Genomic DNA, 13379 nt, shown 5'->3' on the forward strand with positions numbered 1-13379 from the left:
GTACGAGTTATGAGATCCGAAGGAGGTTTCACGCTTATCGAAATAATGGTCGTGCTGCTGATCATAGCCGGGCTCGCATATATCGTGGGTACGAACGTGATCGGAAGGTTCGGGGAGGCCAAGAAAGAGGAGACCAAGATCCAGATCAAGAACCTGGAATCGGCTCTCAAGCTTTTCAAGCTCGACAACGGTTTCTATCCCGAGACGCAGCAGGGTCTTAACGCCCTAATACAGCAGCCGACGACGGGAAGGGAGCCCTGCTGTTATGCAAAGGACGGATACCTGGAAGGAGAACAGGTCCCCAAGGACGGCTGGAAAAACGAGTTCGTGTATATAGGGCCCGACCAGACCGGGGACGGTACTTACGAGATTATCTCCATCGGGGAGGACGCGGTGCAGCAGACAGAGGACGACATTACAAGCCGCGCGATACAATGAAGAAGCAAAGCGGTTTTACACTCATAGAGCTCCTGGTCGTGATTTTTCTGGTCGGCGCATTCGTATTTATAGCAGTGCCGAAAATCAAAAGCAGCACAGAGATCAACGTAAAGAGCGCTTCCAGGAACCTGAGCGGAACGATAAAATATCTCTACAACGAAGCGGCATTTAAAAAAAATATCTACAGGCTCGTTTTCGATATCGACAGGGGGGAGTACTGGGTCGAAGTGCTGAACGGCAACGAGTACGTGGTATCTACCGAATACCTGCACAAAAAACGGACACTTCCGGGCGGCGTCCATTTCAAGGACGTCGTCACAGAGCGCACACTGGGGAGAAGCTCGCTCGACGACTCCGGGGAATTCATTCTGTTCCTGCCCACGGGTTTTGTCGAACCCGCCGTCATCCATCTCGTGACCGACAGCGAGGACTACTATACTCTCGAGACGAAGCCCTATACGGGCGGGACAAGGGTATACGACGAATACGTACAGCTTTTGAGGAATGAATAAACTAGACAGGGCTGCAAATGAATCCTCCGCAATAGAGCCGCGGTTACACACGGGAGCGCCGGCCCGGAGAGCGGGGTTTACGCTTCTCGAGGTAATCATCGCTGTCGCTATAATCGGCTCGTCGCTGGCGATATTGCTCGGTGCGGTAAACAAAAACCTCATCCTCGCCTCGCAATCCAAGAATCTCTCAATCGCTTCGTTCCTCGCGCAACGGAAGATGGGAGAGGTCGAGATCGAGGGGTTCCCCGAGCTTGGGAGCCAGGAGGGGGTTTTCGAGGAGCAGCCGGAGTTCAGGTGGCACCTAACGGTACAGCCTTACAATATCGAGCAGCTCGGGACCGAAATAAGGATAGTAATACTTACCATTTCCTGGGACGAAGGGAATAAGGAGTTCACAGTTGCGACCGCGATCTCGGACCACGGATAAAGGGTTTACCCTTATCGAAGTGCTGCTAGCGGTTTTTATTGGGTCGATAGTCCTCACAGTGCTCTACGCCTCCTTCTTTCAGATAAACAAGGCGAAGGACAGGATCGAGGAAGAGCTCGAGCTTTATCATGAGGCAAGGATCATCATGTCGAAGATAACCAAGGACCTGGCGGATGCGTACCCCAGGGGACTCGTCAATTCGCAGTCGACCAATATTACCACCCCGTTTTTTTATGGGGCCGCGGAGGGAGAAAGGAGCAAATTGAGCTTCACGTCTCTATCCCGCATGCCGACCCAGAATTCGAGGGAATCCGACCAGACGGAGATAAGCTATTTTCTCGAGCCGATTCAGGACTCGGACCTGTTCGCCCTGGTAAGGAGGGACAACCCGACCCTCGAATCCGATACCGGAGGCACTCAATTTGCGCTATCGGAGCGTATTACGGGTTTTAACCTCACATACCTTGCGAAAATACCCGAGGACGGCGATGCCCAGGAGTACGCGACAGAGTGGAATTCTAACGAGACGCTGTCGTTGCCGGCCGCAGTCAATGTAAATATCGTTCTGAGGAATCCAAGGGGGGAGGACATCCAGTTCAGCACGATGGTGACTATACCGGTAGTCAATTAATACGGGTAAGCTCTCGGGATATAAATATCAGGCGGCCATGATGAAGCCACATCAATCAACGAACTGCGCGAGGCAGAGGGACGGGGAAAAAGGGATCGTCCTGGTCATCGTGATTATCATTATCGCGATCCTCATGATACTCGTGACGGACCTCATTTATTTCACACAGATTGATACAGAGATATCGTCAAATACACGGGACGAAATCAAGGCCCGCTATATCGCCAAATCCGGCGTCCATGTCGCGGCGGGGACGCTGAAAGCGAGGCCGCTCGAAGAGCTCACATCGCTGACGGCCGCACTCGGGGGACAGAACGAAAACCCGGACGGCTACTGGGCCATCAACGTTCCCTACTTCCCCGTCGGGGAAGGAAGCGTGTCAGTTACAGTGACCGACGAAAGGTCGAAGATAAACCTGAACTCGCTCGTCAGCCGGTCGTCGAACAGGGTGGACAGGCAGGTATTGACCGAGCTTACTCAGCTCTGCAGATTCCTGGAAGTCGACGACGGAAAATGCTCCAGATTCATCCCGAGTCTTATAAACTGGCTTGACGCGCCAATCGAAGGCGCTCAAAACGATCAGGACTCTGCGGGAGCGAACGGGGCTTTTTATTCCAGCCTCGAAAACCCCTATATGATAAAGGACGGCCCACTCGACACAGTCCAGGAAATCAGGATGATAGACGGCATGGACGACGAATTCTATTCCAGGATCAAGGACTACGTCACCGTATATCCGCGCGACAAGAAGATAAATTTCAGCACGGCTCCGAAGCAGGTAATCATGGCGGCAATCAAGGGATCGGCCGTGTCCGCAGTTCCGGGCCAGGGCGAAGGAGATGAAGAGGAAGTCGACGACGACATCGCCGAGCAAATCGCGGACGAGATAATAGAAGCGAGAAAGGAAACACCTATAATCACCATACAGAAAGCGAGGGATATAGCGAAGAAAGTCGACGAGACGTCCGAGATCAGCGGGGGGCTCGTCGGTGTTACGCTCGATAGCGGTGAAAGTGAAACGTTCAACGTACGGGCAGTAGGCAGTCTCGGCGAGGAGAACCCGACGAAGAGAATAATCGAAGCGGTGCTCAAAAAAACAAGGCGCGACCAGGAAGTCGTAGTGGACATCGTGACATGGAAAGAACTCTAGAGAAGTTAAAGAAGATAAGAAACGATCTGAAATCGCGCTACTTCGAAAGGGACGACGTAATAGACGGCGCCTTTTGCGCCCTCCTCACCGGAAGCCACCTGCTCCTTATCGGCCCGCCAGGCACGGCCAAATCCCAGCTCGCCAACGAAATCTGCCGCAAGATCAGAGGGGCCCGCTATTTCCAGTGGCTTCTCACCAAGTTCACCACGCCCGAGGAGCTGTTCGGCGCCGTAAGCCTGAGGGGGCTCGAGAACGACGAATACAGGAGAGTCACCGCGGGGAAGCTCCCCGAAGCACACATAGCGTTCCTCGACGAAGTATTTAAAGCCAGCTCCTCGATCCTGAACACGCTGCTCACGATAATGAATGAAAGAATTTTTTATAACGGCACCGAAAAGGTCAGGATACCGCTGATCTCTCTTTTCGGGGCGAGCAATGAGCTCCCGTCCGAGGAAGACGAGCTCGAGGCCCTTTACGACAGGTTCCTTCTCCGGTACGTCGTCGACTACATTAAAGAAGACTTCAGGTTCCTCAAGATGCTCAATACCGAGAACGGCTCATCCGAAGAAGGTGTGATCACGTCCGGGGAGCTCGATGCCTGCAGGGCGGAAGCGGCAAAGGTCAAGCTGCCTTCGAACATATTAAAGCTTATATCGCGGATCAGAAAAGACCTGGGGAAAAAAGGCATAACCCCATCCGACAGAAGGTATAAGCAGTCGGTCTCTCTCCTCAAGTCAAAGGCATACCTCGAGGAAAGGGACGAGGTCACGGAGGACGACCTCCGCTTTCTTGAGAATATTCTATGGAGAGAGCCCGGCGAAAAGGCCGAAATACAATCGGTCGTCCACCAGGCGCTCCACGGCTGGAGGGACAGGCTGAGAGAGCTCCTCATCCAGGCAAAGGAGCTCGACGCTTATTCGAGACGGGAATGGGAAAGCGAGGAAATGCTTATAAAAGCGAATATCGAAGCCCAGACGAAGCTAAAGCACATAGGGGCCAAGCTCGAGGAGCTCGTCCAGGAGTGCAGGGAAAGGGGAAAGCCTACCGACGAGATCAAGTCAGCCGAAGAGGAAATAGAAACCATTCAGAGGGAAATCCTCGACAGGCTCGTTTCGAGCAAAGAGGAGATGGCCTAGGCCGTTCTCGTTTTCAAAGTCTCCGATGACCGGAACAGGCCGCACACGGCAGTCCTGCTACTCACATCCTAAACCATAAATCACCCACCAATCCTCAAGAGCACTTTGCCGGAGCTCTTCCTCGATTCGATGAGCTCATGAGCGCGAGCGACCTCCTCCAAACCGAACACTCTGCCCACGACAGGCCTTATCCGGTGCTCGATTACGAAACCCCTGAGCTCCCCGTAGATATGCGCCATCTTATCGGGCTCCCTGTCCAGCAGATGGCCGAGATGGGACGACATTACGGCGATCGACCTCTCAGCCAATAAACCTACATCGATCCTCGGTATGTCTTTCCAGGTCCTGAGCCACGAGGCCGGATTCCATTTATCCAGATCGAGGCTCGCGAACCCGGTGATTACAATTCTTCCGAAGGGCTTCAGCGTACCCATGCATCTCCTGAAGACGTCCCCGCCGACCATCTCTATGACGGCGTCCACTCCGCCTGTTGCCGCGATCAGATCTTTATAGCTGCCGGCGGCGCGGTAGTTAAAAGTGCCTGAAGCTCCGAGGGATTTGATTAATTCCAGCTTTTCCGCGCTCCCCGCCATGCCGTAGACTTCGCATCCCGCACGGGATGCGAGTTGTATTGCCGCCGTACCCACGCCACCGGCAGCGGCCGTCACGAGCACCTTATCCCCATTGCTTACCCTCGCCATTTTGAACAGCGCGACCCAGGCAGTCATGTAGTTTACGAGGAACGAGGCCGCTTCCTCGTAGCTGAATCCATCTATCACGGGGACGGCATTGATCTCAGGCACGGCAACATATTCGGCATAACACCCGTGCTTCGTCCCTACCATCACGCTATCCCCGACCCTCGACGGGTCGACCCCATCGCCCGCTTCCTCTATCACGCCCGAACATTCCATTCCCGGTATATACGGTTTTCTGGGAGCCCATCCGTAGAGCCCTTTCCTCGAGAGTATCTCCGCGTAGTTAATGCCCGCGAACCTTACCGCGACCACTACCTCCCCCCTCCCCGCCCGCGGCTTATTCACCTCTTCCGTTCGTAGAACGCCGGGTCCCCCGCTTTTCCTGAGAACGATTGCTTTCATATCGCACACCCCGGTTCCAAAATTGAAAATTTCCGCATTCTGACTTATTATGATAAACGAATCGGGCTGAGGTAAACGGACGGGCACAAAAAAATAATAGACGGTGGTGATGAGATGAAAAGATTTTTGCTGATACCTGCAGTGCTTATCACGATTCTTTCGTGCGGCAACCCTTATGTGATAGACCCCTTACAGGAGCAGTCCGCTAGTCCGGGTCAGGTGCCGTGCGAGCCCGACATGATCGAGGTTATCCAGCATAAAATAAACCCCGACGGCAGCGCGACATGGACCGCCCTTTGTCAGGGATACACGTACGACTGCGAAAGGGCGTCAGGCGAGCAGGGCGCAGTCAGCTGCGAGCGCATGGAATCGCAGATGCCCGAATAATAGTATGACTTTCGCCTCCAAGGAGACAGACCGTAGAACGCGTCGATGATAACGGCGGAATCGTATTTATATCCCCTCGTTCGCCTGCCTCGTCTTCGCCCTGCCTTTCACTTCTTCTCCGATCTTCCAGTACTTTTTGTCCTCTTCAGTAAGTAGTTTGAGGGTAGGCACCGGTATCGGCTTTCCGTCCGGATCGATGGCGACGAATATGATATAGCCCCTGCAGGTGAACTCGGCCCCGGGACTGTATTTGCCCACCTTGTAGACGTCCACCTTCACCACCATCGACGTATGGGCCGTGTAGATGACCCTGGCTTTGACTTCTATTATGTCCCCGACTTTCACGGGCCTCTTGAAATCGACTGCTTCGATCGAGGCGGTCACCGTGTCCTGGCCCGCAAACCTCATGGCGGCCAAAACTCCCGTCATATCCATGAGCTCCAGCACCCTGCCCCCGAATATCGTGCCGTAATGGTTCGTATGCGTCGGGAATACCAGCTCCGAGCTCGTAACTTCGACAGCTTCCCTGACCGATTCATTTCCCAATTTATCGCCTCCTGCGTCAACTCGCCTGAGCTTGCATGTTGCGTCGAGGAATATACTAAACGAGCGCCGTGGTTTTTCAACCGGAGGGATTTGCCGAACGTACACTTCACTCACGGTCTGTAAAGGGTGTAAAGTTAGCAAAAATCCGCGTTAATGGAGAACAATATGAATTACCGTAAACCTTATAGGAAACATCTGTCGACTGTATATCTCTTCCTAGCTCTATCTTCATTGACTCTCTCGGTCTTCCTCATCCCGGACGAGTCGCTGGCGGGCGGTAGCGACAAGTATCCAAAGTGCTTCATTGGGACTTATCTGGTGGAGGAGGGAAACGGAACGAAGAGCATCTGGAGCCTTGGGGCGAGGGGAATAATCCTCATTACCAGCTCCGCGCAGCCCTCTCTTAATTTCAGCGATGCGCAGGGAGCCTGGATCAGGACCGGCAAGCTTGAAGCGTCGGCTACCTCGCTCGATTTCTCGTTCGACGATGAAGGCGGCCTCCTCAACATCGCCAAGGTCAATGCCGCGATAAGGTTCACGGACAAAAACTGCCTGGGGATAGAAGGCGAGTTCACGGTTCTGTTCTACGAGCCCGGAGTAGACCCACTCGACCCGGACTCGGTCCCGGATAACGTCGTTTCGGATACGTTTACAGGTCAGCGTGTCGCTGTCGAACAATAACGTACACCGCGTACTCCCGGACCGGAACTATTCGAATGTCCCGTAAACAATCAGATGCCTGTCGCTCGCCTGCGCGACGTCGAATCCGCCGAGGCCCGCTTCTTCAAGCTGCAGCTCGACTTCGCCTACCTCGAATGCGGCGAGGAGGGAATTGTAAAAATCTCTCTTTAAAATGTCTGGCTCGTTCCGCGAATATGTTTCTACGAGACTCCGGGCTTCCTCGACGCTTGCGGGTCTCATCAAGTCCATGATAAAGACCCGGGTTCCCGGGGACGATAGCCTCTTTACCGCGAGCCAGAAATGAGCCGGGTCGGAGAGATGGTGAAGGAGGCTGTTGCTGACGATGAGGTCGTAAGATTTCCCGGGCTCGAATTCCTGTATATTCCCTAGTATGAAACAAACCCTCCCTTCAAGTCCGGGACTGTTTTTGAGCCCCTCTTCCGCATAATGCAGCATCGCAGCCGAGCCGTCTATCGCGTCGATCCTAGAGCCGGGTAACGCTATTGCGACTCTGAAAGTTATGTCCCCCGTCCCGCAACCCATATCTAGAATCGTATCTATTTGCGCCACATCAGTAAGGAACCCCATTAGCAGCTCGATGAAATTCGAGTGAGGCTCCTCGAAATCCGCCCTGCCGTAGGCATACGCCTGCTCGGGATCGTCCATCAGCTCGGGCTCGGGGATTCTCTTCATGCCGCCTTCGGGATTATTTTAATGCGCCGCCTTCCCTTTTGTAATTTCTGATTCATCATTAATAAAAAAGGGGGATACCAGGATGCCGAAAAAATCTGATTCATTAAACGCGGTCGAGCTCATGCACATAGGCTTCAGCGTCTCGATCGACGCCAGGAAATATGAGGAGCGGATAGAGGAAATCATTGAAACAGCCAGGATGTTCAACTCGACTGTTATACTGAGGAACACGCCCGAAACGATGCTCAACGAAAAATTCCTCAAGAAGCTGAAGAGCCATTCCCATAAGATCGTGATCGAGGTCTGAAGGTCGGCCATGCCTAGACTATTCAACCGCTAATGTTCCCGCCGTCACCTGGGCAGGAGTTCGCAATAATAAAAACGGCCTTCCCTCAATACTATTTCCCCCTTTTCGAACTCCACCCTCCTCCCGAATATTGGCCCGTTGTAAACGAACGTATGGAACTCGCCGTTCTCTCCGCAGGGATCGGCGTTCGTAGGAAGGTCAGTTAAGAAATCGTTATCGAATTCCCTTCCGGCAAACCCTCCGTCGAGTAAAGTCGAATCGACGCAGACGACCACCGCTTTAAAGCCCTCGTCGATGAAAGTCCGGGCCAGCGTTGCCGAATCCCTGTCCCAAACGGGGAACACGCCGAGCATACCCAGCTTCCTCAGATGCTCCTCCCTGTATCTCCTGATTTCCTCAAGGAATATGTCTCCGTAGACCACGGAATCCACGCCGGAATCCTTATATTTCAGGAGTAACTTCTCGAGGGACAGCTCGTACTCTTCATTAGTCGCGTTCTGCGGGATCAGTACCTTTTCGAGACCGAGACCGAGCGAGTCCGCCTGCTCATCGAGTAGAGTGCTCCTGACGCCGTGCATACTGATCCTGTCGTACCCGCTTGTAACCGTCGTTACGAGGGACACGATATCGTAATCGCGGCTCGCCATGGTTTCATAGAGAGCGAGCGCGCTGTCCTTGCCGCCGCTCCAGGAGAAAAGAGCCTTCCCGTCCATACGGATTACAATATAACACGCTCCCGCGTCTAATGAATATCCGCACGGAGCATTTGTAGATGCAGGCGTGATTATATGTTACTTTTTGGAATCCGAGCTGGGAGGAAAGATCCGCAAATGCGCTGGAGAACGGGCAGGCGAAGCACGAACATCGAGGACAGGAGGGGGGTAAGACTGCCGGGGAGGGCCGCGGGGGGCGGTATAGGCATCCTCGTGCTTATTATAATCGCGGTCCTTCTCGGCGCCGACCCGGTCAATCTCTTAAACGATATCACCTTCACCGAGGTCGATCCGACCTCGAGCTACGACAGGGCTCCATTTTCCGAAGAGGAGAAGGAGCTCGCCGATTTTGTCTCCGTCGTTCTCGCCGATACCGAAGACACCTGGCACGAGCTGTTCGCCGCGCATAACGGCGCCTACCGGGAGCCGACGCTCGTTTTATTTTCGGGAGCGGTCGACTCCGCATGCGGCTACGCCCGGTCCGCAGTGGGGCCGTTCTATTGCCCCGCCGATGAGAAGGTCTATATCGATCTCAGCTTCTACAGAGACCTCAAGGAAAGGTTCGACGCCCCAGGCGATTTCGCCCAGGCTTACGTCATAGCGCACGAAGTGGGACACCACGTGCAGAACCTCCTCGGTATATCGGAGCAAGTAAGGAGGGCACAGAGGAGGGTCGGGGAGGCGGATGCGAACAGGCTCTCCGTCATGCAGGAGCTTCAGGCGGACTGTTTTGCGGGCGTCTGGGCGCACAACGCCGACAGGGCGAGGGACATACTCGAATACGGCGACATAGAGGAAGGTCTGAACGCCGCGAGCAGTATCGGGGACGACAGGCTGCAGATGGAATCACAGGGCCGCGTAACGCCGGACTCGTTTACGCACGGGAGCTCGAAGCAGAGGGTCGCATGGTTCAAGAGGGGACTCGATTCGGGCGACATCGACTCGTGCAATACGTTCGAAGCGAGGAATTTATAAAAGCTCATCGATAGAATGCACATCCGGCAATATCGGGGTTATCTTCCGTTTTAATCATTATCAGCCCCCTTTTCCAGCCTGTCTATCACAGCCGCCCCGACGCAGTCTCCCCACACGTTTACCGTCGTCCTGAAGCGGTCTAGCAGCCAGTCTATCGCCAGTATCAGCCCTATACCCTCGACCGGGAGGCCAACCGATTTGAGCACGAGCACCATCGTCACGAGCCCCGCCTCCGGTATGCCCGCAGCCCCGATCGACGCGAGCGTCGCGGTAAAAAATACGATCACCATCTGCGCTATGCTCAATTCAATGCCGTAGCTCTGTGCTATGAATACCGCTGCGACCGCTTCATAGAGCGCGGTGCCGTCCATATTTACGGTCGCTCCCAACGGGAGCACGAACCTCGCGACCTTCGGACTAACCTTCGCCTCCTCGATCACGCCTTCCATAGTGAGAGGCAGCGTGGCCGAAGAAGAGGCCGTCGAGAACGCTGTGAGGAGCGCCTTGCTCAGGCGCGAAGCATACTCAAAGGGGTTCCGCCCGGAAAACAGGAAAAGTATAAAGGGCAATATGATTACCCCGTGAATAAAGAGCCCAGATATGACGCATAGGAAATATTTCCCAAGCTCGGCCGCAAGCGCGATCACCTGGCTCCCGCCCCCGGCAAGGCCTATCCGCTCGGCAATCAGTCCGAATATGCCGAGCGGGGTGAATATCATCATCCAGTGGACTATCTTCATAACGGCCTTGTCGAGCAGTGTGAACAATTCGACGGCCGGCTTGCTTTCCTTTCCGAGTGCGGCGAAAGCCGCGCCGAACAGAATTGCGGCAACGATAAGCGGGAGCACGTCGAACTCCGCAGCCGAGCTGAAAAGGTTTGGAGAGACGAACTCCAGTAAGAGTATCTCGACGATACTCATATTTTCTTTTCCCTTTATTATTTCCGGCATTACGCCCGTAAGAACGGCCCCCCCTTCGCCGGGGTGTACGAGACTCACGATGACGATGCCCAGCATGACGGCAATGGCTGTAGTCGAAAGAAAATAGACGAACGTTTTGAGACCCAGACGTCCCAATCTCTCGACCTTCATGATGCTGAGCGTTACCGAGACCAGTATCAGCGGGAGCACTATCATCTTTAAAGCGTTTATAAAAAGCTTCCCGAGGAATCCTGCTCTCACGCCCGTCTCGGGATAGACAGAACCCACGATCCCGCCGAGAACCACGCCCGCGATTATGCCGGCGATGAGATAATTTCGTCTAAAAAACTTCGTCAACGGTCACACCGATCACAAACGGAACCCATGATTATTTTCGAAATTGCGTGCCGTATAGATTCCGCTGCAGCCCGCATTATGAATGGACATAATATCATTTTTGACCTGATTATAATACCTCGAAGTCCGTCAATACCACCCGTCTGAATCCGAAAACAGTGACTGCGGCACTGACCCCGGTTATGTATGCGGTTATAATTCTTAACATGAATAAAACGAGTTATATAACCTTCATAACCATCTTTCTGATATGCATACTGACAGCTCCCTTCCCGGCGCGTCCTATGAGCGTACCGTCTATGAGCAAAAAGGAGGAAGGCTCCTTTGTCACCTCTTACAAGGAAGGAGGGACGAGGTGGAAAGCGACCTGGAGCACGGAAGAGTTCATCGAGGACGGCGAGAGAAGAGTGAGAGTGGTGCTGAATGCGGAGGGGATCACGAGCCCCTTCTCGAGGGACATGCGCTGGAAAGCAATCTCGGTCTGGAGGGCGGCATCGGGTTTTACCCCACTCGAATCCGCGACAGAGGTAAAGGATACGAAGGGTAAACTTGTCATGACCGAGAAAATTACCGTGGACGACGCCGGAGGAACAGTATCGTTCGCGAGGCGGGATTATGAAGGCGACGGGACAGCGGACGAGACGTACGTGACCGATCGGAACATACTGATCGTCGAGGGGCTCGTCCTCGCGCTCCGCTCGCTGCCTTTCGGCACCGGAGAAACGGTGAAGGCCCAGTTCCTCACGAACGAGCCCGAACTCTATAACGTCGAGTTCAAGCAAAGGGGAATCGAGAAAATAATTACGCCCGAAGGCGAAACGGAGTGCTATAAAGTCGAGCTGGTACCGAAATTAGGCGCGCTCAATCTGTTCAAAGTCTTTTTCCCGAAGACGTATTTCTGGTTTACGGTTGAGTCCCCTCACAGGTGGGTGAGATACGAGGGGTTCGAGAACGGACGCGATTCTCCCGTGGTCGTTATGGAAGCCTTGTCGTTTAAAGAATTCGGGAAGTGAAGATTTCCCCGGAACGCCCCTATTTCCTCTGGCTCCCGTCGGCGCAGAGCTGAGTGAGGATGCTGCACGGTTTTTCACTCCGGCCGTCGCACTCCTCCATCGCGGCCTTCACCGCCTCGTTCATGTCGGCGTAGTAGCCCCATCCGAGAGCGCCGTCCTCGCTCCTCGCCAGAGCTCCGCAATCGGTGAACGAAATCCTCATCTGACAGTTAGGCCCGTACTTCACACACTCGTCGACGGAAGCCTTCTCCGCCTGGACCCTCGTGGGATAGTTCCAGGCCACCCCGTATTGCCCGTTGTCCGCCGTGGCTATGGCGCCCCAGACATTAACCCGCTTGACGCTCCCGTCGGCGCACAGCTCGATGAACGAAGTACAGAGGTCGCTCGTATATTTGTGACATTCGGTGACGGCGTTGTTTCTCGCGAGATTGACCGTAGAATTAGTAGCCCACCCGTAGGAACCGTCAGGCGCCGTGGCGTATACAGCACAGTTATTGAACGCGACCCTCAGCTCGCAGCCCGTGTTGAATTGACTGCACCTCTCTATGGCGTCCTTCTCGGCCGACTGCTTCGAGGGCATGTTAGTTGAGAAACCCCAGCCCCCGCTGGGAGCAATCGTGATAGCTCCCCAGTTCCCCTGGTTGTCGTACGGTCCCGGAGTGGACGTGTTATAAACGGGCGGCGGATTGTAGTCGGTCGGGCCCGGTATTATCTGATTTTGATTATTGTTCGACCCATGGTTGTCGTCGTCACCGCCGCCGAAGATCAGATACCCGGCCAACCCAAGAACCAGAACTGCAGCTATTAAACCTCCGAGCTTCTTCTTATCTTCAGTGAAAGATTTCCCGCCCGAACCGTCCTTCTTCTCAAGAGGCCTTATGGTCTCCATGCGCGGGTCCGGCTCCCTCTTCGCTCCTCCGGTGGCGGGAGGAGAAACGCTGGAATCGGCGGCAACGCCGGCATCGGAAGGAGTCTCCGGACGCGCCCCCTGTCTCGAGAGAAGTAGTTTTATTGTTGACAGCAGCTGTCCCAGGTGCTTTTCGAGCGGCGGGGTCAGCGCGTCGAGCCAGTGCGGAGCGCTTATGAAATATTCGAGGGATTTGTTGGGGTCGACGTCTTCAACCCTGAACGGAATAACGGGTATTCCCTTGCTGACAGCACGCTCTACTTCCCTGATTATCTGCTGGGATTCATTGGCATTCGAGGAGAAAACAAGCACCATTACCCGGCACGCGCTTATGGCGTCTATAATTGCTTCGCCCCACTGGGTGCCCGGTACTATGTCTCTCGGCGCTATCCAGCACCTTATGCCTCCGTTTTCCAGAGTCGCGCATACTGCATCAGCTACAGGTTTATCTTTCGCTGAGTGACTGATGAATACATCATGTGCCAT

Annotated in this window: 17 protein-coding genes; 11 read left to right on the plus strand and 6 right to left on the minus strand. The window is 54.3% G+C overall.

Features of this window, described 5'->3' with window-relative positions; genetic code table 11:
• Positions 1-9 precede the first annotated feature (9 nt).
• The 6 genes from gspG to AB1598_08145 are packed head-to-tail and all read left to right on the plus strand — an operon-like array spanning position 10 to position 4294.
• A complete protein-coding gene (gene gspG, locus AB1598_08120; GenBank protein MEW6144964.1) occupies positions 10-438 on the plus strand; it encodes a type II secretion system major pseudopilin GspG in 429 nt (142 codons plus the stop codon).
• A complete protein-coding gene (locus tag AB1598_08125) occupies positions 435-950 on the plus strand; it encodes a type II secretion system protein (GenBank protein ID MEW6144965.1) in 516 nt (171 codons plus the stop codon). The genes gspG and AB1598_08125 overlap by 4 nt, the downstream gene beginning before the upstream one ends.
• Entirely contained in the window at positions 943-1377 is a 435-nt protein-coding gene (locus AB1598_08130; GenBank protein ID MEW6144966.1) for a prepilin-type N-terminal cleavage/methylation domain-containing protein, read from the plus strand. Before AB1598_08125 ends, AB1598_08130 begins: the two co-directional genes overlap by 8 nt.
• On the plus strand, positions 1349-2008 hold the full coding sequence (locus AB1598_08135) for a prepilin-type N-terminal cleavage/methylation domain-containing protein (protein MEW6144967.1): 660 nt from the start codon (positions 1349-1351) through the stop codon (positions 2006-2008). The genes AB1598_08130 and AB1598_08135 overlap by 29 nt, the downstream gene beginning before the upstream one ends.
• 37 nt (positions 2009-2045) lie before the next feature.
• Positions 2046-3158, plus strand: a complete 1113-nt coding sequence (gene gspK, locus AB1598_08140; protein ID MEW6144968.1) for a type II secretion system minor pseudopilin GspK — start codon at positions 2046-2048, stop codon at positions 3156-3158.
• Positions 3143-4294 carry an AAA family ATPase gene (locus tag AB1598_08145; protein MEW6144969.1) on the plus strand — a complete coding sequence of 384 codons (1152 nt, stop codon included), beginning with the start codon at positions 3143-3145 and terminating at the stop codon, positions 4292-4294. The genes gspK and AB1598_08145 overlap by 16 nt, the downstream gene beginning before the upstream one ends.
• Before the next feature lie 80 nt (positions 4295-4374).
• Here AB1598_08145 and AB1598_08150 read toward each other — a convergent pair whose 3' ends face one another.
• A complete protein-coding gene (locus AB1598_08150) occupies positions 4375-5394 on the minus strand; it encodes an NADPH:quinone oxidoreductase family protein (protein MEW6144970.1) in 1020 nt (339 codons plus the stop codon).
• A gap of 114 nt (positions 5395-5508) precedes the next feature.
• Between AB1598_08150 and AB1598_08155 the strand changes: the two genes are divergently transcribed.
• Positions 5509-5781: a hypothetical protein gene (locus tag AB1598_08155; GenBank protein ID MEW6144971.1), complete on the plus strand. Its 273-nt coding sequence runs from the start codon at positions 5509-5511 to the stop codon at positions 5779-5781.
• Positions 5782-5847: 66 nt separating this feature from the next.
• Here the strand turns inward: AB1598_08155 and AB1598_08160 are convergent, their stop codons facing one another.
• Positions 5848-6327 carry an acyl-CoA thioesterase gene (locus AB1598_08160; protein ID MEW6144972.1) on the minus strand — a complete coding sequence of 160 codons (480 nt, stop codon included), beginning with the start codon at positions 6325-6327 and terminating at the stop codon, positions 5848-5850.
• A 165-nt stretch (positions 6328-6492) separates the two neighbouring features.
• On the opposite strand from AB1598_08160, the gene AB1598_08165 reads away from it, so the two are divergent.
• Positions 6493-7008: a hypothetical protein gene (locus AB1598_08165; protein MEW6144973.1), complete on the plus strand. Its 516-nt coding sequence runs from the start codon at positions 6493-6495 to the stop codon at positions 7006-7008.
• A 27-nt stretch (positions 7009-7035) separates the two neighbouring features.
• Here the strand turns inward: AB1598_08165 and AB1598_08170 are convergent, their stop codons facing one another.
• Entirely contained in the window at positions 7036-7701 is a 666-nt protein-coding gene (locus tag AB1598_08170) for a class I SAM-dependent methyltransferase (GenBank protein ID MEW6144974.1), read from the minus strand.
• An 82-nt stretch (positions 7702-7783) separates the two neighbouring features.
• On the opposite strand from AB1598_08170, the gene AB1598_08175 reads away from it, so the two are divergent.
• Positions 7784-8008 carry a hypothetical protein gene (locus AB1598_08175; GenBank protein MEW6144975.1) on the plus strand — a complete coding sequence of 75 codons (225 nt, stop codon included), beginning with the start codon at positions 7784-7786 and terminating at the stop codon, positions 8006-8008.
• Between the two features lie 44 nt (positions 8009-8052).
• Here the strand turns inward: AB1598_08175 and AB1598_08180 are convergent, their stop codons facing one another.
• A complete protein-coding gene (locus AB1598_08180) occupies positions 8053-8721 on the minus strand; it encodes a diphthine--ammonia ligase (GenBank protein MEW6144976.1) in 669 nt (222 codons plus the stop codon).
• A gap of 117 nt (positions 8722-8838) precedes the next feature.
• Between AB1598_08180 and AB1598_08185 the strand changes: the two genes are divergently transcribed.
• Entirely contained in the window at positions 8839-9696 is an 858-nt protein-coding gene (locus AB1598_08185) for a neutral zinc metallopeptidase (protein MEW6144977.1), read from the plus strand.
• Positions 9697-9746: 50 nt separating this feature from the next.
• On the opposite strand, the gene AB1598_08190 is transcribed toward AB1598_08185, so the two are convergent.
• Positions 9747-10973 (minus strand): dicarboxylate/amino acid:cation symporter, encoded by a 1227-nt coding sequence (locus tag AB1598_08190; protein ID MEW6144978.1) that lies wholly within the window; start codon positions 10971-10973, stop codon positions 9747-9749.
• A 299-nt stretch (positions 10974-11272) separates the two neighbouring features.
• On the opposite strand from AB1598_08190, the gene AB1598_08195 reads away from it, so the two are divergent.
• Positions 11273-11986, plus strand: coding sequence for a hypothetical protein (locus tag AB1598_08195; GenBank protein ID MEW6144979.1), 714 nt, complete (start codon positions 11273-11275; stop codon positions 11984-11986).
• 19 nt (positions 11987-12005) lie between these two features.
• On the opposite strand, the gene AB1598_08200 is transcribed toward AB1598_08195, so the two are convergent.
• Positions 12006-13379, minus strand: a complete 1374-nt coding sequence (locus AB1598_08200; protein ID MEW6144980.1) for a DUF4189 domain-containing protein — start codon at positions 13377-13379, stop codon at positions 12006-12008.

This window comes from Thermodesulfobacteriota bacterium (genome assembly GCA_040754335.1).
GTDB lineage: Bacteria > Desulfobacterota_D > UBA1144 > Nemesobacterales > UBA2774 > 2-12-FULL-53-21.